This window comes from Pseudolabrys sp. (assembly GCF_050250095.1).
Classification (GTDB): Bacteria; Pseudomonadota; Alphaproteobacteria; order Rhizobiales; family Xanthobacteraceae; genus Pseudolabrys.
This window is the reverse complement of record NZ_JBFWPH010000004.1, coordinates 185557-206910: the sequence shown is the minus strand read 5'-3', so window position 1 is coordinate 206910 and position 21354 is coordinate 185557. Positions and strand designations below refer to the sequence as shown.

Sequence of the window (21354 nt, the reverse complement as noted above, 5' to 3'; positions counted from 1 at the left end):
CTTCCTGAATGGCGCTCTTGTCGGATAGGGGCTCTTATTGGATCGGAGCTCTTGGCAGCTTGGCGACGCCCGGCTCCATCACGAAAGTCTGGTTGAGCGAATACCATTCGCCTTCCACGTCGCCGGCCGGCGCCTTTTCGCCCGCCTCGTGCTTGACGTAGTCGCCGAGCAACGCGCGCGTGACACCGAACTGCACGTCGGTCTCGATCACCGGATCGTCGGGCGCGTAAATCTGCGACACCAGCGTCTTGAAGCCGTCCCTGAAGGCGAGGAAGTGCAGATGCGCCGGGCGGTAGTTGTGACGGCCGGAAGCGCGGATCAGGTCGCCGACCGGCCCGTCGATCGGGATCGGATAGCCCGCCGGCTTCACGCTACGGAATGCGAAGTGTCCCTTGGCGTCGGTGGTGAACTGGCCGCGCAGGTTCATGTCGGCCTGCTTGGGATCTTGCTGCTCGTAGAAGCCTTCCGGCGAGGAATGCCAGATGTCGACCAGCGCGCCCTCGATCGGATTGCCCTTCTGGTCCTTGAACCAGCAGTCGACGAAGATCGCCGGTCCCGGCGTCGGCGAGCGGATGATGGTGCCGCCGCTTTCGGTCTTCGGCGAGTTCATCCGCCAGAACGGACCAAGCAGGTTATAGGTGGTTTCGGTCTGCCCCATATTGCCGTTGTTCAACAGGCAGACGAGCGACGACACGCCGAGCGAGCCGGACATCAGCACCACTTCGTTATGCGTCGCGTTGGTCCGCTGGCCGAGCCGGGCGATGAAGTCGCAGGCCTTCTGGAATTCGTCCTCGCGCAGCTTCGCCTCGCGGATGAAGCCGTGCAGATGCTTGACGAGGATCTGCACGATCTCGCGCAGCCGCGGGTCCTCGATGTTCTGATAGGCCTCGAGCACGGCCGGCGTCACGTCTTCCTGCTTCCTGATGATCATCGTCATTCCTCGCCTCGCGCGGTCCCGTGCCGGGGTCACGCGCGCTCATGAAAGAAGTCATATATCTTCCGCGCCGTCTCCGCACTAATTCCCGGCACGCGGGCGAGATCGGGCAGCGAGGCCCGCTCGATCGCTTTCACCGTGCCGAAATGACGGAGCAGCGCGCGCTTGCGGGTGGGCCCGATCCCCGGAATCTCCTGCAGCCCCGTCTCGCGGATGCCCTTGGATCGCCGGGCGCGGTGGGAACCGATGGCGAAGCGGTGCGCCTCGTCGCGCAGCCGCTGCACATAATAAAGCAGCGGATCGCGTGGCGGCAGCTTGAACGGCGTGCGCCCCGGCTGATGGAACGTCTCGCGGCCGGCGTCGCGGTCGAGACCCTTGGCGATCGAGACGAGCGGCATGTCGGTCAGGCCGAGCGCGGCCAGCGTCTCCTGCGCCACCCGCAACTGGCCCTGCCCGCCGTCGATCACGACGAGGTCCGGCCAGGCGGCGTCCTCGGGCGCAACGCCCTCGGACGCGGCGCGCGGATGCTCCTCGATCAGCCGCTTGAAACGGCGCTCCAGCACCTCGCGCATCATGCCGTAGTCGTCGCCCGGCGTGAGGTCCGCATTGCGGATGTTGAACTTGCGGTACTGGTTCTTCCGCATCCCTTCCGGCCCGGCGACGATCATCGCGCCGACCGCGTTGGTGCCGGAGATGTGGCTGTTGTCGTAGACCTCGATGCGGCGCGGCGGCGCCTTCAGCGCGAAGGTCTCAGCCAGCGCGGTGAGCAGCCGCTGCTGCGACGAGGTTTCGGCGAGCTTGCGCGCCAGCGCCTCGCGGGCATTGGCGAGCGCGTGCATCACCAGTTCCTTGCGCTCGCCGCGCTGCGGCGCCGACACCTCGACCTTGCGTTCCGACTTGGTGCCGAGCGCGTCCGCCAGCAGCGCACGTTCCTCGAAATCGTGCGAGACGAGAATGAGCCGCGGCGGCGGCTTGTCGTCATAGAACTGCGCCATGAAGGAGGACAGCACCTCGCCCGGTTCCAGTGCGCGATCGGCTTTCGGGAAGTAAGCGCGGTTGCCCCAGTTCTGCCCGGTGCGGAAGAAAAACACCTCGACGCAGGAATAGCCGCCGTCCTGATGCACGGCGAACACGTCCGCTTCCTCGATGCCGCGCGGGTTGATGCCCTGATGCGACTGGATCGCGGACAAGGCCGACAGCCGGTCGCGATAGATCGCGGCGTGCTCGTAATCGAGATCGCCCGCCGCCTTGTCCATCTCGGCCGCGAGTTCCTTCTGCACCGAGCCGCTGCGCCCCGACAGAAAATCGTTCGCCTCGCGCACCAGCGCCGAATAGCCGGCGAAGTCGATCTCCTGCGTGCAGGGCGCCGAGCAGCGCTTGATTTGATAGAGGAGACACGGCCGCGTGCGGTTCTCGAAAAACGAGTCCGTGCAGGAGCGCAGCAGGAACGCGCGCTGCAAGGCATTGATGGTGCGGTTCACCGCGCCGGCCGAGGCGAACGGCCCGTAATAACGTCCCGGCCGCGAGCGCGCGCCGCGATGCTTGAGAATCTGCGGCGCCCAGTGATCCGACGTGATGAGAATGTAGGGGAACGACTTGTCGTCGCGCAGCAGCACGTTGAAGCGCGGGCGCAGCCGCTTGATGAGGTTCGCCTCGAGCAGCAGCGCCTCGGTCTCGGTCGCGGTGGTGACGAACTCCAGCGTCACGGTCGCCGCGATCATGCGCATGATGCGGCCATCGTGCCCGGTCGGCCGCGTATAGGAGACGATGCGCTTCTTGATGCTCTTGGCCTTGCCGACATAGAGCACGTCGCCCCTGGCGTCGATCATGCGGTAGACGCCGGGCCGGTTCGGCGCGAGCTTCGCGTGACGCGCGATCGCGGCGCGGCCGGCGGCATAGGTGCCCGCGGCAAGCGTCTCCGCGCTCTCGCCGTTCTCGAGTTCGGTCTCCGGCAGCGACGGCTCGTCGTCGTCTTCCCTGAGTTCCGTCGCCGGATCGAGGTCTTTGGGTTTGCCCGTCATGTCTCGGCAGGAAAGTAATGGTCCTGCCCGCTTTACGCCACTTCGGCGCTACTCGTCTGCACAAGGCGTCTCGCGCTACTCGACGATATCGCTGTCCGGCGTACGCCAGGCAAGATGCTGGCCGCCGTCGACCGCGATGGTCTGCCCGGTGACGCTCGCGGCCTGCGCGAGATAGAGCACCGCCGCCGCGATTTCTTCAGGCAGCGGCCCCTTGCCGAGCGGCAGGGTCCCGGCCTGCCGGGCGAAATCCTCCGCCGTCTGGCGCGGCGACGGCAGCACCGGCCCCGGCGCGACCGCGTTGACCCGCACCTTCGGCGCCAGCGCCTGCGCGAGCGTCGTCGTCGCGGTGAACAGCGCGCCCTTGCTCAATGTGTAGGAAACGAACAGCGGCGTCGGCCGGAACACCCGCTGGTCGAGAATATTGACGATCGAGGCGTCGCCGTCGGCCGGCGCCTGCGCGGCGAAGGCTTCCGAGAGGAACAGCGGCGCGCGCAGGTTCACCGCCATCGTGCGGTCGAACCGCGCGCGGTCGAGCGCGCCGAATTCGTCGCGCTCGAATTCGCTCGCATTGTTGACGAGCAGCGTCAACGGACCGAAGGCGTGCGCCGCCGGCACCAGCCGGCTCACCTGATCGGCGTCGGACAAGTCGGCCACCACCGCGGCGGCGCGGCCGCCGGCCTCGACGATCTCGCCGCACAGCGCTTCCGCCTCGCCGCGCGAGCGATGTGCATGCACCAGCACGGCGAAGCCCGCCTGCGCGAGCGCGAGCGCGATGGCGCGGCCGATGCGCTGGGCGCCGCCGGTGACGAGCGCGGCGCGCGCGAAGGATGTGCTGGCGGGATTTGCGGGCATTCCGGCTCTCGAACTTCTGCGCGACGTCATAACGAAAGCAGCGCGGCGCTTATAGTAAATGCTTGGTGAGGCGACATGGTAAACGCGAAAGCGGTTCGGCGGATTCGACTAAGAGTTCTTTAGGGATAACGGCTGTTGTTCGGGACCGGATACTTAGCGATTCATAACCGTTTAACGTAAAATGCTCGATAAATCCTCCCATGATTATTGGCGAGCTTTGCCCGGTCTCACGGGCGCGGCCGCTGCAACAAAGAGCCCCGATGGGCTCGCTCAAGTACGCGTTGATGCGTTGTGTGGAGGTTGTGATGAACAAGTGGACTTATCTGGCCGCGGCGGCGGCGACGGTGGTGACGACCGCGGCGGTCGCGGCGGATCTTCCGCGCAGCAACTATTACGCGCCGGCGCCGGTCGCGCCGCTCGTCCATAACTGGACCGGTCCCTATGCGGGCGTGAACCTCGGCTACCAGTGGGGCGAGACGACCAACAACGCCACCGACCCGTCGGGCGTCGCGGGCGGCGTGCAGATCGGCTACAACTGGCAGCAAAACCAGTTCGTCTACGGCGTCGAAACCGACCTGCAGATCAGCGGCGCCGAGGACACCTTCGCGCCGTGGAAGTTCGAGAACCCCTGGTTCGGCACCCTGCGCGGCCGCGTCGGCTACGCCTTCAACAAGTTCCTGGTGTACGGCACAGGCGGTCTCGCCTACGGCAACGTCCGCGGCACGGTGGCGGGTCTCGACGAATCCCACACTCATCTCGGCTGGACGATCGGTCTCGGCACCGAGGTGGCTCTGAACAAGGCGTGGTCGGCCAAGGTCGAGTATCTCTATGTCGATCTCGCCAACAGTAGCTATTCGGTCACCGGCACCAAGAACGGCCTTGAGAGCAACCTGCTGCGCTTCGGCGTCAACTACCACTTCTGATCCGATGCCGATCGGGCTGAGGAGCGCAACACGAGCCCCGGGCCATCGGCCCGGGGCTTTGCTTTTTGGGAACCGGCTGACAGTATTAAATTACCAACATCGAAGATAAATCTGCGTCTATTTCCGGCAAAAAGGTGTCATTTGCTGGCCGACAATAAGATGATCTGCCACAAAAACATCAAGTATTCTGTTGCTTTTCTACACTAGACGCTCGTTGAAATTCGAATACTTTGCGCAAATCGATTGGGGGCGTTACGGAGGTTCAAGATGATGCGTTTGGTTCTCGCAGGGCTCGGTGCGCTCGCGATTGTTGCCGCGGCCGGTTCGGCCAATGCGGCGGACATGCCGCGCCGTGCGGCGCCGGCTCCCGCGCCGGTCTACAAGGCGCCCCCCTATCAGGCCTACAACTGGACCGGCTTCTACGCCGGTATCAACGGCGGCTACGGCTGGGGCAACTCGAACGTGTCCGGCTTTCCCGGCACCGGTGACTTCGACGTCAACGGCGGCATGGTCGGCGGCACGCTCGGCTACAACTGGCAGACCGGCCCGGTGGTGTTCGGCCTCGAGACCGATCTCGACTGGTCGGGCATGAAGGGTTCGGCCCCCTGCGGCGCGTTCAGCTGCGAAACCAAGAACACCTGGCTCGGCACCACGCGGGGCCGCATCGGTTACGCCTGGGATCGCTTCATGCCCTACCTCACCGGCGGCGTCGCCTACGGCAACGTGAAGGCATCGAGCCTGCTCGGCAGCACCAGCGACACCAGCGTCGGCTGGACCGTCGGCGCCGGCGCCGAGTTCGCGCTGACCGGCAACTGGACGGCGAAGCTCGAATATCTCTATGCCGACCTCGGCGACTTCAACTGCGGCGGCGCCTGCACGCTCACGCCGCCGGCGAATGTCGACTTCCACACCAATATCGTGCGCGCCGGTCTGAACTACCGGTTCTGATCGCGTTCCGCGTCACGACGGCAAAAGCCCCGGACTTCGCGTCCGGGGCTTTTTGTTTTGCTGCAGCGTCACTCCGGCTTGGTCGCGGCGAAGGCCGGCACCGCGGCGGCGAATTCATCGAGCCAGGCGACGAGGCGCGGATGATCCTTACGCCATGCACCGCCGAGCCGCAGGTCGTAATAGCCGAGCACGCAGGCGAGCGTCACCTGTCCGATCGTCGGCGCGACCGGCGGCGGCTCCTGCTCGAGCGCGGCAAGGCCGCGCGCGATCTTGCCGGCCTGACGATCGATCCAGCTCTGCACATGCATCTCCGCCGACGGTAGCGGCCTTCGTAGACGATCAGCACGCCGGCATCGAGCAGGCCGTCGCACAGCGCCTGCAATCGCAACTGCGCGAAACGCGCGGCCGGATCGCGCGGGAACAGTTTGTCGCCGCCGGCGAGGTGATCGAGATATTCGACGATGACGCGCGAGTCGTAGAACGTCGTGCCGTCGTCCAGCACCAGCGCCGGAATCTTGCCGAGCGGATTCTCCCGGCGCAGCGGGTCGGCCGGATCGTTGAGATCGACCGGCTTGATCTCGACCCGGTCGGCGAGACCGAGCATGAGAATCGCCATGCGCACCTTGCGCGCGAAGGGCGACGGCGGAGCGGAACGCAGGATCATCATGATGCTGTTGCGGGACGAAAAGCCGGACGGAAAATATCGGATCGTGAAGCGGATGAGGCTTTCATCCGCAGCCGGAAAGTCCAGTCCGGATTGTCGACGGTTCGGTGCGGCGCGAGCCGCGCTTGCGTCAGCCGGTCACGACAAGATTGACGGCCTTCGGCCCTTTTCCTTTCTTGTCGGGTTCGACGTCGAAGCTCAGGCGTTGCCCCTCGTTCAGCGACTTGAGGCCGGCCTGCTCGACCGCCGTGATGTGCACGAACACGTCGCGGCCGCCGTCGTCAGGTTTTACGAAGCCGTATCCACGCTCGCTATTGAAGAACTTCACAGTCCCAGTCTGTGCCATCGGGAAAACTCCTCTCCCCGCATTGCTCGGCCGTCTGCCCCCACGGAAGACGGCCAGGCTCTGACATTCACATTCGGGGAAAGCGTCGGCCGAAACCGGCCTCAGTCACTCCGCCGGCCCCCCACCGGGAGGCGGAACGTCACTGCCAGTCCCCAAACGCTAGACCAACATGCAACGGCTGGAAAGCGGCCAAAAAGCCCGGATGTCAGGTCGCGCGTTCGCCGGCGAGCCAGTCGACCCGGAACGCCGCCTTGTCGTCGCGGCGCAGCACGCGCAGCAATTCCGGCAGCATGACTGACAGATCGCGCTCCAGCGTCCACGGCGGGTTGGCGATGATCAGCCCCGAACCGTTGAGCCGGCTGGGGTCGGCGAGGGTCGAGACCGTCAGTTCGGCGCGTAAAATCTTCGCCGGGCCGAGCTTGCGGATGCTTTTCGCCAGCGCGTCCGGCTCCGGCCGGCCCTTGATCGGGTACCAGATCGCATGAATGCCGGTTGCCCACTTTTTGAGCGCGGCGGCGAACTCGTGGGCCAGCCGGCGATACTCGCCCTCCTGCTCGAAGGCCGGATCGACCAGCACGATGCCGCGCCGCTCGACCGGCGGAATATAGGCCGTCCACCCGGTCCAGCCGTCGATCGCGAGGCACTTGATGCGATTATCGCCGCGCAGGTGATAGGCGAGCGACCGGGCGGCGATCTCCTCAAGCTCGCAGGCGATCAGCCGGTCCTGCGGACGCAGCCAGGCGCGCGCCAGCGCCGGCGAGCCGGGATAGGTGCGCAGCTTGCCCGGCGCGTTGAGCGCGCCGATGACGTCGAGATAAGGCGCGAGCAACGCGGCCGCCTCGGCGGAGAATGTCGCCGCCATCACGCGGCCGATGCCGTCCTGCCACTCGCCGCCGCGGGTCGCTTCATCGCCGGCGAGGTTGTAGAGGCCCGAACCCGCATGGGTGTCGATGACGCGAAACGCCGCCGGCTTCTGCCGCAGGTAATCGAGGATACGGCAGAACACGGCGTGCTTGAACACATCCGCAAAACTGCCGGCGTGGAAGTCGTGACGATAATTCATCGGTGAAAGTTCACGGTGCGCGAAGCCCTCGATGGTGCCGGGACTTCCCTATCATACCGCCGCGCGTCGCGCAGACCGCGATCAGCGCTTCGGCCACGCGGTCGGCTTGCGCAGGCCGAATTCGCTGCGCGGCTCGATCGGCGGGCGGCGTTTCGGCGCGCGGCGCATGATGCCGTTGCGGCGGAACTGCCGAAGCGGCGCGGGCGCCGGCGCGGCTGCTTTCGGCTTCGCGTGGCGGGCGCGGATCAGCATGGCGACGCGCACCAGCGCGACCACCGCCGCGGCCATGCCAACGATCTGCAGGCCCGGCGACAGGTGGCGCGCGATGTCGCCGGCCGCGAAGGCCCACAGCCCGATATAGCCGAGCCCGGCGAACACCAGTGCAAAATCAAAATGAGTCCACATCCGGAAAGCGCACCCAGATTGCCGCCGCGGAAAAGATGATCGTTCGCGCGGGACGCTAGGTCTGCTTCAACGATGTTGAATCAGACCTAGCCTTTCGATCGAGCATGATCTCAGCCGAAAACCGGTTCCCACTTTTCGGGATCATGCTCTAGGCGGATTGCGTTACGAGGACCTTGCGATGATTGCGGAGTCCCCGCGCCTTTGTCGAAAGTGCGATTCGGTGTCGTTACCGGCCTGTGAACGCCAATCCCGCGAGCGGGTTAATTCGCGCTCACGCTGACTTGCGGGCTGATTTGCGGACCGGCTTGCGGCGCCTTGTCGCCGGCCGTGACCGCAGCGGCGTTGTCCGGTCCGGCCTCCGCCTTGCTGGCGCCGCCGCGCACCGGCGGCATCACCACCTTGTCGCGCCGGCAGGCGCGCTTGACGATCTCCGGACAGTCGCGGAAGCCGAACTCCCTGGTCATGCAGATGCGCACTTCGCTCAGATACCGGCTCGAGCAGTTGACCGCGACACCGCCCTCGCCCAGCCCGCCATTGGCCTTGATGAAGGCGTCACGCACCTCGTCCGGGGTGACGGTCAGCGTGTCGGGCAATTCGAGAAACCGGTCGGGGATCTTCACCACCGCACGCGCCTTGCGCACGGTTTCGAAATAGGCGCGCGGGGCAAGGCCCGAACAGGTGCCGTGGCGGTCCCATTCGTGGAACACCAGCCGCGGGCTCGGCATCAGGTCGAGCATGGTCGAGACGATGCCGCGATTGAGCCGCGGCGCGGGCACCTGGCAGTAGGACGGGAAGCCCTTTTCGTATTGCGGCCACAGCCCGTGGACGACGAAGGAGTAAGGCCGCGCCCCGCACTGGACCGGGTCGGCCCTGCCATCGGAGCGCCGCTCCCGCGAGGTGGCGCAGTAGGACGGCGACCAGGACAGCGCCAGCACATAAAAATCGAACGCGCCGGGCGCGTTCTGGCGGCGGTCCTGCGCCTGACTCTGGGTCGGGAGAAGCTGCGCGAAAAGGGAGAAAAACCCAACGAAAACAATGCTAACGGCGACGCGACGAAGCATGAACGCACCCCATTGATCGACAGAACCGTTAACCAATCTTAATCAAGCTCCCGGAACCAATCAAGAACAATCAAGGAACAAACCCGTTGGGAAAGGTTATCGCCGCCGCGTTATTCGCGCGGTCTCATTAAGAACCACGCGCGATGACGGCCATCGGCTCAGGGCCGCGCCATCCGGCAGGCCGGATTGTAGGCCCAGTTGCGGTCGAGCCCGACCACGCACCACTCGACGCCCCAGCTCGCGCCGATCGCGCCGCCATCCTCGACGATCGAGTAGTAGACCGCGTGCCGCCGGCCGTCGCTCACCGTCGCGGTGGCCGCACAGAACCGGCGCGGAATGGCGCCGTCGCGCCAGGGCATGAAGGCCAGCTGGCGGACCCGCTGGAAATCGAGGATCTCGAGGTTCGAATTCCAGAACCGCCCTTCCTTGGCGGCGAAACGCGAGGCGATGGTGCCGAGCGCGGCCTCGCACGCCGGCAGGTCCGCGTCGTAGCGCGGACCGGACAGCCAGATGCCCTTTTCCAGCCAGTTGGCGGCGCCCGCCTCGGGGCTGCCGAACGGCGACAGCAGCGCGGCAATGGCGAGAACGCTGAGGCAACGGAAAAGGCCTGACATGACAATCACCTGGTTCGGGACGCGCCAGCCTAGCATATCCGCCGCTTCCGGCGCAGACGTTGACCACAACTTTGCCCCAGCCCGGACTCGTGATCGTCATGCTGCCTTGGCATGATCCGCCCGCGAATCGGACCACGAGCGTATCGGCCGGTTCGTCACTCCTGATGTGCCCGGTCTGGCGCCAATCCCGCGTAGTGTAGTGACAGTCGCGTAGCGAACAGTTGCGTCGCGTTATGGCGGTCGCGTAGCGTTACGGCAGCCGATCAAACAAAATAAATATAAGTCCAACGAAACAAGTTGGGTGGAGAGAGTCGCGATGTGGGTTCGTTCATTGTGCGTCACCGCCAGCCTGTCGCTGGCGGCATGTGCCGGACCGGGCCCCGGACTGACGGGCAACGATACCGGAGGGATCATCTCCTCCGCCGTCAGCCGGGAAGAGGCGCGCGACATGGCGATCGAGCATTGTGCGCGTTACGGAAAATATCCCGTCGCCACCAGCGCCGACCGCCGTCACGGCGGCTATTACGGCTTTGCGTGCCGCTTCGACCGGCGCCACCGCTCCTGAGTCACGTCCAGTCTCCCAGCACCGCCTGAACCAGCGTCAGCGCTGCGACCGCCGCGGTGTCGGCGCGCAGGATGCGCGGGCCGAGTGCGAGCCGCACGCTGTTGGCGCGCGTCACCAGCATGGCGCGCTCCTCCTCCGCGAAGCCGCCCTCCGGCCCGATCAGCACCGCGAGCGGCACCGCCTTGCCGCCGGCCGCCGCGCGCAGCGCCGCGACCGGATCGGCGCTGCCGGCATCCTCGTCGCAGAATACCAGCAGCCGCGAAACATCGGCGACCGCGTCATCGAGCCTCGCCGGCTCGGCGACCTCCGGCACGGCGAGCACGCCGCATTGCTGCGCGGCCTCGATGACGTTCGCCCGCATGCGGTCGAGATTGATGCGGGTCACCTGGGTGTGCCGCGTCAGCACCGGTTGCAGCCGCGAGACGCCCAGTTCGACGGCTTTCTGCACGACGTAATCGAGCCGCGCGTGCTTGAGCGGCGCAAAGAGATAATGCAGGTCGGTGGCCGCCGGCTGCGCACGCAGCCGCTCCTCGGCCCGCACCGTCGCCGCGCGCTTTCCGGCCTCGGCAAGTACGCCGCGCCACTCGCCGTCGCGGCCGTTGAACAGCAGCACCGCATCGCCGCGCGAGAGCCGCAGCACGTTGCAGAGGTGGTTCGCCGCATCGCGGTCGAGCACCACCTCGGCTGCGGCCGACAGCGTCGCGTCGACATACAGCCGGGGCGTGCGGAAGTCGTATCGAGCCATCGCGGATTCCGGCCTTGCGGGACGTCCTGGCGAGCGGGACCGCCGACCGCATGGCACAAAACCGTGCATCGCGGTATCGATTTGTCGCGCGCGGCGGCCAAAAAAGCCCGTGGCACGCCGCTTTGCGGTCGCATTCGGCTGCCAGAAGACCTATCAAGGAGGGCGATGACGGTTGCGCGTGACGGATAAAATCCAATAATCATGCGAACCAGGCAGTCGGGATCAGCGCCATTATCGCCACCATGACCAAAACCATTCTCCTCGCTTTCGTCGCGCTGCCGCTGGCCGCCGGCGATGTCTTGGCGCAAGGCAGCGCTCCCGCGCCGAACCCGTTCGAACAGGGCCAGTCGCAGAGCCAGCCGCCGGGGCAGCCGCCGCCTTGCGTGCAGGAGTTCATCAAGCTGCGCGACGTGGCGCAGAAGCGCGGCCAGGCCATTCAGGCGGCCGCCAAGCGCAAGGCAAATCCGAAAGAGCTTTGCGGCCTGTTCAATTCCTTCGTCGCCGCCGAAGCCAAGGTGGTGAAATTCGCCGAAACCAAAAACGTCTGGTGCGGCATTCCCCCGCAGGCGATCGAGCAGATGAAGAACGCGCACCTGAAGTCGCAGGAAACCCGCTCGAACGTCTGCAAGGTCGCGGCGCAGGGCCCGCGGCCCTCCGGCCCCTCGCTCGGCGATGCGCTCGGCGTCACGCCGATTCCCAGCGCCAGCAACACCAAAAAGGGCAGCGGCACCTTCGACACGCTGACCGGTTCGCCGCTCGCCCGATGAGCGCCGGGGCCGGACAGGTCGCCGACGCGACCGGCAACTGGGTCGACACGCTCGCACCCTCCGCCACCCGGCCCTATCTCCGCCTCGCCCGTCTCGACCGCCCGATCGGCTCCTGGCTGTTGCTGATGCCGTGCTGGTGGTCGCTCGGCCTTGCCGGCATGAAGGCGCGCGAACTGCCGAGCCCGTGGTACGTGCTGTTGTTCTTCATCGGCGCCTTCGCGATGCGCGGCGCCGGCTGCACCTGGAACGATCTCGTCGATCGCGACCTCGACGCCAAGGTCGAGCGCACGCGGTCGCGGCCCATTCCGTCGGGGCAAGTGACGCCGGTGCAGGCCGCGATCTTCATGGGCGTGCAGGCGCTGGTCGGCCTCGCCGTGCTGCTGCAATTCAACCGCTACACGATCTTGTGCGGCTTCGCTTCGCTCGGCGTCGTCGTCATCTATCCCTTCATGAAGCGCATCACCTACTGGCCGCAGATCGTGCTCGGCCTCGCCTTTTCCTGGGGCGCGCTGATGGGCTGGCCGGCGATGCTCGGCCGGCTCGATCTCGCCCCGCTCGTTCTTTATGCCGGCGCGATCTGCTGGGTGATCGCCTACGACACCATCTATGCGCATCAGGACCGCGAGGACGACGCGCTGATCGGCGTCAAGTCGACCGCGATCCTGTTCGGCGAGCGGCGCACCCGGCAGATGCTGACGCTGTTCTACCTGCTCGCCGTCGTGCTGATCGGCATCGCCGCAACGATGGCCGGCGGCGGCAACGTGTTCGGCATCGGCCTGACGATCTTTGCGCTGCATCTCGCCTGGCAGATCCGCCGAATCGACGTCAACGATCCGGCGCTGTGCCTGCGGCTGTTCAAGTCGAACCGCGACGCCGGCCTCATCCTGTTCGCCGCGATGCTGCTCGACGTCGCGCTGCCGCGGATGTGATTGAGCGGCTGACACGCCGCCGCCCCGAAACATCCGATTTTGCCGCGTAGGCTGCGGCCGTCGCGACAATGCGCCTCACGGTATTTAGATAGGGATGGGTCTAGAGTCGCCCCTCCGTACCCGGCCGGGGACCATGAAACCGACTTCCGTGCTGATATCCGGCGGCGGCATTGCCGGCCTGACACTCGCCATTTTGCTCAAGCGCATGGGCTGGGAGCCCACGGTTGTCGAGCGCAACGACGCGCCCTCGGCCGAAGGCTACATGATGGATTTCTTCGGCAGCGGCTGGGACGTCGCCGAGCGCATGGGGCTGATCGGCGATCTCAACGCGGTGCATTATCCGATCAAGCGGATCGAATTCGTGCGCGGCGACGGCCGCCCCTACATGACGGTGCCGATCGAGCGCATCTCGCGCGCGTTGTCGCACCGTTATGTCTATCTGCGCCGCTCCGACCTCGAACGCATCCTGTTCAACCGGGTCCGCAACAAGGGCGTGGCGGTCAGGTTCGGCACCACGATCGACACGCTCACGGACCGGGCCGACGGCATCGCCGCAACCTTCAGCGACGGCACGCAAGGCGAGTTCGCGCTGGTGATCGGCGCCGACGGCATTCACTCGCGCGTGCGCGACCTTGTGTTCGGATCGCAGCGCAGCTTCATGCGCTATCTCGGCTATTACGTCGCCGCGTTCCATTTCCCGGACAGCCATCACGATCTCGGCAACGCGGTAAAGATCCACGAGGAGACCGATCGCACCGCGATGTTCTATCCGCTCGGCGCGATGCGCGCCGACGCCACCTACCTGTTCCGTTATCCCGATGTCGGCCATGTCCCGGCCGGGGACCGCATGGCGTTGCTGCGCAAGGTCTTCGCCGGCGCCGGCTGGATCATCGAGCGGGTGCTCGACGAACAGCCCGGCGCCGCGCCGGTGTTCTTCGATTCCGCCACCCAGGTCGCGATGCCGGACTGGTACGCCGGCCGTGTAGCGCTGATCGGCGACGCCTGCGGCTGCCTGACATTGCTCGCAGGGCAAGGCTCGCACATGGCGATGGCCGGCGCCTATGTGCTGGCGCAGGAACTCGAGCGCGCCGCCACCCATCAGGAAGCCTTCGCCGCCTACCAGCGCTTCCTCAAGCCCCACGTCGAGAAGCGTCAGCGCGACGCCGCCTGGTTCTCGAAATATTTCGTGCCGAGCGAACGGTCGCGGCCGTGGCTACGCCGGCTCGCGGTCGACGCGATCTTCAGCAGCCTCGGCATCGGACTCATGATGGGGCAGTTCGGCGGCAAAAGCGTGCTGGCGAATTATAAATAAGCGTTCAACTCCGCTCACTCCCGCGCACTCACATCGGGTCTACCCGATGTGAGTCTTTAAATGCACAAGTCGGGTACACCTGACTTGTGGCCGGGAATCCAGAGATATAATCAAAGCCTATCATTGGATCTGGACCCGCGCTTTCGCGGGGGGCGAGCGGCTGGATTAATCGTCGGTGTCGCGGCTGCGGCGCGGCATCGCATATTTCGGCGCCGCCGGGTTCTTGCCGATCGAGCCGGTCACTTCGAGGTCGTCGCCGTCGCCGTCCACGAAACCATCCTCGCCCGGCACCGCTTCGGGCTGCTTGCCCGATTTTCCGATCGAACCGGTGGTCATGCGGTCGCCGCCGCGATTGGCGTATTTCGATTTCTGCAACTGCCGGGCGAAGGCCACTTCGCCGGGGATCGCATTCGGCCGGCAGGCGCTGCGGCCGCTGCGGCGGCGGATCAGATCGAGATGCAGATGGTTGTAGTGATAGATGTTGTAGCCGGGGCTGAGCACCGTGGTGAAGCGGTCGCAGGCCCCCATCTGCACGTCGTGCAGGAAGGCGGATTCTTCCGGCGTGCCGTTCCAGCCTTTCTGCACCGTCACCTTGCGGCCGTCGGCCAGCACGAAGGCGGCGACGTCGAGCGCGTTGCCGAAGGCGTGCTCCGAAATATGCGGCGTCGAATTGCCGACCATGCCGCGGCATGAATAGGCCGAGATCTGCTTGATCTCTACGACCGGCTGGCGGAACCAGCGCATCGCCGCGGGCTGCACCGCCTCGGCGATCCACTTGTCGAGCGCGGAGACCATCGGACAGGCAAGCGTCGCCGGCGGCGACAGCGTCGTCTTGATCGAGCCGGTGACAGGCCCGCGCGACGGTCCGAGCCTCGGCACGTCGTCGTAGCTGCGCGGATCGCGCGCCGGCGCGTGAACGGGCGGCGCATAGGTCTGCTGCTGGCGCTTGGGCAGCATGGCGTCGTCCGGAATGTCGTCGGCGCGGCGCGGCGCGGACGCTGGCGCCACGGTCTGCGGCCGCTCGATCGGCAGATCGTAACCGCGCGCCGAGGTGCCGCGCTGCTCGTAACGGGGCGGCTCATAGCGCGGCGGCTCGTAACGCGGCTCATAGCCTCGCGGCGCGCTGGCGACGCCCGGCGCTTCGATCGACATCGGCTGGCCGGACGGCGGCGCGTAAACTGGTTGCGAAGGCGGCGGCGCGTAGGACTGCTGCGGCGGAGGCGGCGGCGAAGTGGCCTGCGCTGGCGGCGCGTAAGTCTGCTGCCGCGGATAAGGCGGCGTCGGTCCGCCCCAGCCCGGCGGCACCGAGCCGGTGTTCGGGATGCCGGCCGGCGGCCGCAACGCCTCGGTGTATCCGATCGCGCGGTCGGCGCCGAAGGCCGCGACCTTCAGCGGATATTCCGCGCCGCAGGCGCCCGGTCCCTCGATCGGCGCGATGCGCACGATGCCCGCGCTCTCCCGCACCGCGCCCGACTGCATGCACTGCGCCTCGGCCTCGGCGCGCCACGGCGCACGGTCGGCCATCTCCACGACGCTGCGGCCGCAGCCCGCCAACAGGACGAGCACAGCAAAGCCGACGGTATGGAAACGCACGCCACGCATGACATTGCGAAAATGCGAGCGATCCCATTAATGAGGCTTCAACGCTGCGCGGTGGAAATTCGTTAAGGATAAAAAACCGTTTCCATGAGACGGACTCCGTCATTCCGGGGCGTGCCGGAACGCAGTGACGGCGCGACGAACCCGGAATCCAGACATCTCTCCGACGCTCGTTTCTGGATTGCGGGTCCGGCTCTGCGAGCCGTCCCGGAATGACAATCGAGCCTGTCGGCCTGAGAATCGTCCAAAGAGTCATGCGGATTCGCATCCGATAATGAGGCATAAGCCCGCGGCGATAGAAATGCCCGCCGCGACAGGAGAATGCCGCCGATTTCACCGGCCAATGCCGGCCGGCCTCGAACGAAACGTCACGGATTTGATCGCCGCGCGACCGAAAATGTCGCCATCCACAACGCACTTGCGAGATGTCCGGCTTTTGTCGTCTGCGATCAACCGCTTGGCGCGGTCATGCCGCAATCGCATGCCCGGCGCATGTTGTTTTTTGCTCGCACCGGGATTTTCGCGTTCGGCCGGCGCAATCGATTTGCTAGATTCGCGTCATCGCCATCGACATGGAGGTCCATGCCGTGAACCTTGCATTGAGATTGAACGTGGTGGCAGTTTGCGCCGTCTTCGCTTTCGTCGGCGCAGTGCTGCTCGGAGCTTTCTGATTTCGGAGCAAGCCTAGCGACAAGCAACCGACAACGCCGGCAGCATCGACGACAACGCGTCGCGATCGAACCGGCCGATGGATCGAACACCGGGGACAGCGTCTCCGGTGTTATTCGTTTCAGGACTCCGTCATTCCGGGGCGTCGTGCCGGAACGCAGTGACGGTGCGACGAACCCGGAATCCAGATACACATCCTAAGATCGTTTCTGGATTCCGGGTCCGGCTCTGCGAGCCGTCCCGGAATGACAGTCGGTTGACGGACCGCTTACGCCGCGCCCTTCAAAAGATTCGGCATGTAGTTGAGGATCGGCGCCAGCCAGCGCTCGGCGTCCTCGACGGCCCAGCCCTTGCGCCGCGCATAGTCCTCGACCTGGTCGCGCTCGATCTTGCCGATGCCGAAATAGTGGCTGCGCGGATGCGCGAAGTAGAGCCCCGACACCGAAGCGCCGGGCCACATCGCGAAACTGTCGGTCAACGCGATGCCGGCCGCGTTCTCCGCATCGAGCAGACGGAACAGCGTCTGCTTCTCGGTATGGTCGGGCTGCGCCGGATAGCCCGGCGCCGGGCGGATGCCGCGATATTCCTCGGCGATCAACTCGGCGTTGGACAGCTTCTCGTTCGGCTCGTAGCCCCAGAACTCCTTGCGCACGCGCTGGTGCATGCGCTCGGCAAAGGCCTCGGCCAGCCGGTCGGCCAGCGCCTTGCAGAGGATCGCCGAGTAGTCGTCATTGGCGCGCTTGAAGCGGTCGGCGATCACGTCCTCGCCGATGCCGGCGGTCACCGCGAAGCCGCCGATATAGTCGGCCACGCCGGTATCGTGCGGCGCGATGAAGTCCGACAGCGCCACGTTGAAGCGGCCTTCGCGCTTGGCGAGTTGCTGGCGCAGCGTGTGCAGCGTCGCGACCGGCGTTTTGCGGGCCTCGTCGGCATAGACGAGGATATCGTCGCCCTGCGCATTGGCCGGCCAGAAGCCGATCACGCCGCGCGCCGTGAACCATTTCTCCTCGACGATCTGGCGCAGCATGGCGAGCGCATCGTCATAAAGCGGCCGCGCCGCCTTGCCGTATTTCGGGTCGTCGAGAATGGCCGGATAATTGCCGGACAATTCCCAGGTGCGGAAGAACGGCGTCCAGTCGATGACGTCGATCAGCTCGGCGACCGGATAGTCGTCGAACGTCTTGGTGCCGAAGAAGGCCGGCTTTTTCGGCGCGTTGACGCCGGTCCAGTCGAGCTTCGGCGCATTGCTGCGCGCGGCGGCGAGCGACAGCCGCGCCTTGTCGTTCTGCGCCCGCGCATGGGCGGCGGCGATCTTGACGTATTCGGCGCGGACGTCCTCGACATACTTCCCGCGCGCATCCTTCGACAGCAGCGACTGCGCCACGCCGACCGCGCGGCTCGCGTCCGTCACATAGATCGCCTGACCGCGGCTGTAGTTCGGATGGATTTTTACCGCGGTATGAACGCGGCTCGTCGTCGCGCCGCCGATCAGCAGCGGCACGTCGAAGCCCTGCCGTTCCATTTCCGCCGCAACGAGGCACATCTCGTCGAGCGACGGCGTGATGAGGCCGGACAGGCCGATGATGTCGGCGCCTTCCTTGCGCGCCGTCTCGAGGATCTTCGCCGCCGGCACCATGACGCCGAGATCGATCACTTCGTAATTGTTGCACTGGAGCACGACGCCGACGATGTTCTTGCCAATGTCATGGACGTCGCCCTTCACCGTCGCCATCACGATCTTGCCGTTCGAACTGGTGTGGGCGCGGCCGTCCTTTTCCTTCTCCATGTAGGGCATCAGGTAGGCGACCGCCTGCTTCATCACGCGGGCGGACTTCACCACCTGCGGCAGGAACATCTTGCCGGCGCCGAACAGGTCGCCGACGACGTTCATGCCGTCCATCAGCGGGCCTTCGATGACGTCGAGCGGCTTCTCGGCCGCAAGCCGCGCTTCCTCGACGTCGACCTCGACGAAGTCGGTAATGCCGTGAACGAGCGCGTGGGACAGCCGCTGCGCGACCGGCTTGTCGCGCCAGGCGGTGTCGACCACCTTGGCCGCCGCGCCCGCGCCGCGGAACCTGTCGGCGAGCTTCAAGAGGTTTTCGGCGGCCTCGGGCTTGCGGTTCAGCACCACGTCCTCGCAGGCCTCGCGCAGCTCCGCGTCGAGATCGTCATAGACCGCCATCTGCCCGGCATTGACGATGCCCATATCCATGCCCGCCTTGATGGCGTGATAGAGGAACACCGAGTGCATCGCCTCGCGCACCCGCTCGTTGCCGCGGAACGCGAACGACAGGTTCGAGACGCCGCCGGAGATATGCGCGTGCGGCAACTGCTTGCGGATCTGCCGCGCCGCCTCGATGAAGGCGACGCCGTAGCCGTTGTGCTCCTCCATGCCGGTGGCGATGGCGAAGATATTGGGATCGAAAATGATGTCTTCCGGCGGAAAGCCGACCCGCTTCACCAGAATGTCGTAGGCGCGCTTTGAAATCTCGACCTTGCGTTCCAGCGTGTCGGCCTGGCCCTTCTCGTCGAACGCCATGACGACCACCGCCGCGCCGTAGCGCCGCACGGTTTTCGCATGCTTGATGAACTCTTCCTCACCTTCCTTCAGCGAGATCGAATTCACCACCGCCTTGCCCTGGATGCATTTCAGGCCGGCTTCGATCACCGAGAATTTCGAGGAGTCGACCATCACCGGAACGCGGGCGATGTCCGGCTCCGCCGCGATCAAATTGAGGAACGTCACCATCGCCGCTTCTGAATCGAGCAGGCCCTCGTCCATGTTGACGTCGATGATCTGCGCGCCGTTCTCGACCTGGTCGCGCGCGATGGCGAGCGCGCTCGCATAGTCACCGGCGGTGACGAGCTTGCGGAACTTGGCCGAGCCGGTGACGTTGGTGCGTTCGCCGACATTGACGAAGGGAATGTCGGCGGTGAGCGTGAAGGCTTCGAGGCCCGACAGCCGCAGGCGGCGCTCGATGACCGGCACCTTGCGCGGCGGCTTGCCCTCAACGGCTTTCGCGATCGCCGCGATATGCTCCGGCGTGGTGCCGCAGCAGCCGCCGACCACGTTGACGAGGCCGGCGCTGGCGAATTCCTCCAGCAACCCCGCCATGAATTCCGGGCTTTCGTCGTAATAGCCGAACTCGTTCGGCAGGCCGGCGTTCGGATAGGCGCAGACCAGCGTGTCGGCGACGCGGCCAAGCTCGGCGATGTGCTCGCGCATTTCCTTGGCGCCGAGCGCGCAGTTGAGGCCGATGGTGAAGGGACCGGCGTGGCGCACCGCGTTCCAGAATGCTTCCGGCGTCTGGCCCGAGAGCAGCCGTCCCGAACGGTCGGTGATGGTGCCGGACAGCATCACCGGCAGGTCGACGCCCTGCTCCTCGCAGACATCCTGAATCGCGGCAATCGCCGCCTTGGCGTTCAGCGTGTCGAAGATCGTCTCGATCAGCAGCAGGTCGACGCCGCCCTCGATCAGCCCGCGCACCTGTTCGGCGTAAGCCGCGCGCAGCTGGTCGAAACTCACCGCGCGGAAGCCCGGGTTCGACACGTCCGGCGAGATCGACGCCGTGCGGTTGGTCGGGCCGAGCGCGCCCGCGACGAAGCGCGGCTTGCCGTCCTCGGCCTGCGCCGCGGCGGCGGCTTCCTTGGCGAGCCGCGCGCCGGCGCGGTTCAACTCGCTGACCAGTTGCTCCATCGCGTAGTCGGCCTGCGCGATGGTGGTCGACGAGAATGTGTTAGTCGAGACGATATCGGCGCCGGCGCGGAAGTATGCGAGGTGAATGTCGCGCACCGCATCGGGACGGCTGAGATTGAGCAGATCGTTGTTGCCACGCACCTCGCGGTTCCAGGCGTCGAAACGCGCGCCGCGATAACCGGCCTCGTCGAGCTTCAGCTCCTGGATCATCGTTCCCATCGCGCCGTCGAGCACGAGAATGCGCTTGGCGGCGGCTTCCGCGAGCGAAATACGGGCGTTGGCATGGGACGGTGTGGGCACGATACTGGTCCTGTTTGCTAGCTGGCCTGCAGGGCCGGCGCGCGCATGTCCTGCGGCCGCAAGCCGAGCAGATGGCAGATCGCGTAGACGAGGTCGGCGCGATTCATGGTGTAGAAGTGGAAGTCGTTGACGCCCTGATCGAGCAGGTCGAGCGCCTGCTCGGCGGCGACCGAAATCGCGATCAGCTTGCGCGTCGCGACGTCGTTTTCGAGACCCTCGAAACGTTCGGCGAGCCAGGACGGCACCGAAGTGCCGCAGCGCGCGGCAAAGCGCGTCATGGTCTGGAAGTTCTGCACCGGGATCAGCCCCGGCACGATCGGGATATGGATGCCGCGGGCGCGGACGCGCTCGAGATAGTGGAAGTAGAAATCGTTCTCGAAGAAGAACTGCGTGATCGCGCGGCTCGCGCCGGCGTCCACCTTGGCCTTCAGCATGTCGATGTCGGCATCGACCGTGGCGCTGTCGGGATGCTTTTCCGGATAGGCCGACACCGACACCTCGATATCGGCGGCGATGCGCTTGATGCCGGCGGTCAGTTCCGCCGCGTTGGCGTAGCCGCCCGGATGCGGCTGGTAGCGGTCGCCCGCGCCGCCGGCAGGATCGCCGCGCAGCGCCACGATATGGCGCACGCCGGCGGCGTAGTAGCCGCGCACGATTTCATCGACCTCCTCGCGTGTCGCGCCGACGCAGGTGAGATGCGCGGCGGGCGTGAGGCCGGTGTCCCCGATGATGCGGCGGACGGTGGCGTGCGTGCGCTCGCGGGTCGTGCCGCCGGCGCCATAGGTCACCGACACGAAATTCGGCCCGAGCGGCGCGAGCCGCTCGATTGAACTCCACAGCGTCCGTTCCATCTCGTCGGTGTTCGGCGGGAAGAACTCGAACGAAACGTTGAGCGGCTTGGTCCGCTTGGCGAAACGGCTGGCGCGCATGGATGAATTCA

Annotated in this window: 19 protein-coding genes and 1 pseudogene; 6 read left to right on the top strand and 14 right to left on the bottom strand. The window is 66.0% G+C overall.

Annotated elements, in window-relative coordinates; genetic code table 11:
* Positions 1–34 precede the first annotated feature (34 nt).
* From AB7F10_RS13935 to AB7F10_RS13925, 3 genes and pseudogenes are all read right to left on the bottom strand, one after another.
* Positions 35–931, bottom strand: a complete 897-nt coding sequence (locus AB7F10_RS13935; protein ID WP_428562465.1) for a dioxygenase — start codon at positions 929–931, stop codon at positions 35–37.
* Between the two features lie 35 nt (positions 932–966).
* Positions 967–2982: pseudogene (gene uvrC, locus AB7F10_RS13930) on the bottom strand (excinuclease ABC subunit UvrC); the annotation flags it as partial.
* 48 nt (positions 2983–3030) lie between these two features.
* Positions 3031–3807, bottom strand: a complete 777-nt coding sequence (locus AB7F10_RS13925; RefSeq protein WP_428562056.1) for an SDR family oxidoreductase — start codon at positions 3805–3807, stop codon at positions 3031–3033.
* Between the two features lie 305 nt (positions 3808–4112).
* Between AB7F10_RS13925 and AB7F10_RS13920 the strand changes: the two genes are divergently transcribed.
* On the top strand, positions 4113–4730 hold the full coding sequence (locus AB7F10_RS13920) for an outer membrane protein (RefSeq protein ID WP_428562058.1): 618 nt from the start codon (positions 4113–4115) through the stop codon (positions 4728–4730).
* A gap of 267 nt (positions 4731–4997) precedes the next feature.
* Positions 4998–5678, top strand: coding sequence for an outer membrane protein (locus AB7F10_RS13915; protein WP_428562060.1), 681 nt, complete (start codon positions 4998–5000; stop codon positions 5676–5678).
* Positions 5679–5746: 68 nt separating this feature from the next.
* On the opposite strand, the gene AB7F10_RS13910 is transcribed toward AB7F10_RS13915, so the two are convergent.
* The 7 genes from AB7F10_RS13910 to AB7F10_RS13880 form a co-directional block, all read right to left on the bottom strand.
* Positions 5747–5986 (bottom strand): glutathione S-transferase C-terminal domain-containing protein, encoded by a 240-nt coding sequence (locus AB7F10_RS13910; protein ID WP_428562062.1) that lies wholly within the window; start codon positions 5984–5986, stop codon positions 5747–5749.
* A complete protein-coding gene (locus AB7F10_RS13905) occupies positions 5881–6345 on the bottom strand; it encodes a glutathione S-transferase family protein (RefSeq protein WP_428562064.1) in 465 nt (154 codons plus the stop codon). The genes AB7F10_RS13910 and AB7F10_RS13905 overlap by 106 nt, the downstream gene beginning before the upstream one ends.
* A gap of 127 nt (positions 6346–6472) precedes the next feature.
* Positions 6473–6688, bottom strand: coding sequence for a cold-shock protein (locus tag AB7F10_RS13900; protein ID WP_428562065.1), 216 nt, complete (start codon positions 6686–6688; stop codon positions 6473–6475).
* A gap of 205 nt (positions 6689–6893) precedes the next feature.
* Positions 6894–7751, bottom strand: coding sequence for a 23S rRNA (adenine(2030)-N(6))-methyltransferase RlmJ (locus AB7F10_RS13895; protein ID WP_428562066.1), 858 nt, complete (start codon positions 7749–7751; stop codon positions 6894–6896).
* A gap of 81 nt (positions 7752–7832) precedes the next feature.
* Entirely contained in the window at positions 7833–8156 is a 324-nt protein-coding gene (locus AB7F10_RS13890; RefSeq protein WP_428562068.1) for a hypothetical protein, read from the bottom strand.
* A gap of 260 nt (positions 8157–8416) precedes the next feature.
* Positions 8417–9217, bottom strand: a complete 801-nt coding sequence (locus tag AB7F10_RS13885; RefSeq protein ID WP_428562070.1) for a ribonuclease T2 family protein — start codon at positions 9215–9217, stop codon at positions 8417–8419.
* Positions 9218–9375: 158 nt separating this feature from the next.
* Positions 9376–9831 (bottom strand): hypothetical protein, encoded by a 456-nt coding sequence (locus tag AB7F10_RS13880; protein ID WP_428562072.1) that lies wholly within the window; start codon positions 9829–9831, stop codon positions 9376–9378.
* A 316-nt stretch (positions 9832–10147) separates the two neighbouring features.
* On the opposite strand from AB7F10_RS13880, the gene AB7F10_RS13875 reads away from it, so the two are divergent.
* Entirely contained in the window at positions 10148–10396 is a 249-nt protein-coding gene (locus AB7F10_RS13875; protein WP_428562074.1) for a hypothetical protein, read from the top strand.
* Position 10397: 1 nt separating this feature from the next.
* Here the strand turns inward: AB7F10_RS13875 and AB7F10_RS13870 are convergent, their stop codons facing one another.
* Positions 10398–11141 carry a 16S rRNA (uracil(1498)-N(3))-methyltransferase gene (locus tag AB7F10_RS13870; protein WP_428562076.1) on the bottom strand — a complete coding sequence of 248 codons (744 nt, stop codon included), beginning with the start codon at positions 11139–11141 and terminating at the stop codon, positions 10398–10400.
* A gap of 242 nt (positions 11142–11383) precedes the next feature.
* Here AB7F10_RS13870 and AB7F10_RS13865 point away from each other — a divergent pair, with 242 nt between their 5' ends.
* From AB7F10_RS13865 to AB7F10_RS13855, 3 genes are all read left to right on the top strand, one after another.
* On the top strand, positions 11384–11908 hold the full coding sequence (locus tag AB7F10_RS13865; protein WP_428562078.1) for a hypothetical protein: 525 nt from the start codon (positions 11384–11386) through the stop codon (positions 11906–11908).
* Positions 11905–12837: a 4-hydroxybenzoate octaprenyltransferase gene (gene ubiA, locus AB7F10_RS13860; protein ID WP_428562080.1), complete on the top strand. Its 933-nt coding sequence runs from the start codon at positions 11905–11907 to the stop codon at positions 12835–12837. The genes AB7F10_RS13865 and ubiA overlap by 4 nt, the downstream gene beginning before the upstream one ends.
* Before the next feature lie 133 nt (positions 12838–12970).
* Complete coding sequence (locus AB7F10_RS13855) at positions 12971–14149, top strand: FAD-dependent monooxygenase (RefSeq protein ID WP_428562082.1); 1179 nt, start codon at positions 12971–12973, stop codon at positions 14147–14149.
* Positions 14150–14314: 165 nt separating this feature from the next.
* Here the strand turns inward: AB7F10_RS13855 and AB7F10_RS13850 are convergent, their stop codons facing one another.
* From AB7F10_RS13850 to metF, 3 genes are all read right to left on the bottom strand, one after another.
* On the bottom strand, positions 14315–15751 hold the full coding sequence (locus AB7F10_RS13850; protein WP_428562084.1) for an extensin family protein: 1437 nt from the start codon (positions 15749–15751) through the stop codon (positions 14315–14317).
* A gap of 934 nt (positions 15752–16685) precedes the next feature.
* The gene (metH, locus tag AB7F10_RS13845; protein ID WP_428562086.1) at positions 16686–20414 is read right to left on the bottom strand and encodes a methionine synthase; all 3729 of its coding nucleotides are present in this window, start codon (positions 20412–20414) and stop codon (positions 16686–16688) included.
* Positions 20415–20431: 17 nt separating this feature from the next.
* On the bottom strand, positions 20432–21343 hold the full coding sequence (metF, locus tag AB7F10_RS13840; RefSeq protein ID WP_428587171.1) for a methylenetetrahydrofolate reductase [NAD(P)H]: 912 nt from the start codon (positions 21341–21343) through the stop codon (positions 20432–20434).
* Positions 21344–21354 lie beyond the last annotated feature (11 nt).

Excerpts from the sequence above, each read along its gene's own strand:
- AB7F10_RS13935 (WP_428562465.1), bottom strand. The coding sequence starts at position 931 with ATGATCATCAGGAAGCAGGAAGACGTGACGCCGGCCGTGCTCGAGGCC.
- AB7F10_RS13925 (WP_428562056.1), bottom strand. The coding sequence starts at position 3,807 with ATGCCCGCAAATCCCGCCAGCACATCCTTCGCGCGCGCCGCGCTCGTC.
- AB7F10_RS13920 (WP_428562058.1), top strand. The coding sequence starts at position 4,113 with ATGAACAAGTGGACTTATCTGGCCGCGGCGGCGGCGACGGTGGTGACG.
- AB7F10_RS13915 (WP_428562060.1), top strand. The coding sequence starts at position 4,998 with ATGATGCGTTTGGTTCTCGCAGGGCTCGGTGCGCTCGCGATTGTTGCC.
- AB7F10_RS13910 (WP_428562062.1), bottom strand. The coding sequence starts at position 5,986 with ATGCATGTGCAGAGCTGGATCGATCGTCAGGCCGGCAAGATCGCGCGC.
- AB7F10_RS13905 (WP_428562064.1), bottom strand. The coding sequence starts at position 6,345 with ATGATGATCCTGCGTTCCGCTCCGCCGTCGCCCTTCGCGCGCAAGGTG.
- AB7F10_RS13900 (WP_428562065.1), bottom strand. The coding sequence starts at position 6,688 with ATGGCACAGACTGGGACTGTGAAGTTCTTCAATAGCGAGCGTGGATAC.
- AB7F10_RS13895 (WP_428562066.1), bottom strand. The coding sequence starts at position 7,751 with ATGAATTATCGTCACGACTTCCACGCCGGCAGTTTTGCGGATGTGTTC.
- AB7F10_RS13890 (WP_428562068.1), bottom strand. The coding sequence starts at position 8,156 with ATGTGGACTCATTTTGATTTTGCACTGGTGTTCGCCGGGCTCGGCTAT.
- AB7F10_RS13885 (WP_428562070.1), bottom strand. The coding sequence starts at position 9,217 with ATGCTTCGTCGCGTCGCCGTTAGCATTGTTTTCGTTGGGTTTTTCTCC.
- AB7F10_RS13880 (WP_428562072.1), bottom strand. The coding sequence starts at position 9,831 with ATGTCAGGCCTTTTCCGTTGCCTCAGCGTTCTCGCCATTGCCGCGCTG.
- AB7F10_RS13875 (WP_428562074.1), top strand. The coding sequence starts at position 10,148 with ATGTGGGTTCGTTCATTGTGCGTCACCGCCAGCCTGTCGCTGGCGGCA.
- AB7F10_RS13870 (WP_428562076.1), bottom strand. The coding sequence starts at position 11,141 with ATGGCTCGATACGACTTCCGCACGCCCCGGCTGTATGTCGACGCGACG.
- AB7F10_RS13865 (WP_428562078.1), top strand. The coding sequence starts at position 11,384 with ATGACCAAAACCATTCTCCTCGCTTTCGTCGCGCTGCCGCTGGCCGCC.
- ubiA (WP_428562080.1), top strand. The coding sequence starts at position 11,905 with ATGAGCGCCGGGGCCGGACAGGTCGCCGACGCGACCGGCAACTGGGTC.
- AB7F10_RS13855 (WP_428562082.1), top strand. The coding sequence starts at position 12,971 with ATGAAACCGACTTCCGTGCTGATATCCGGCGGCGGCATTGCCGGCCTG.
- AB7F10_RS13850 (WP_428562084.1), bottom strand. The coding sequence starts at position 15,751 with ATGCGTGGCGTGCGTTTCCATACCGTCGGCTTTGCTGTGCTCGTCCTG.
- metF (WP_428587171.1), bottom strand. The coding sequence starts at position 21,343 with ATGCGCGCCAGCCGTTTCGCCAAGCGGACCAAGCCGCTCAACGTTTCG.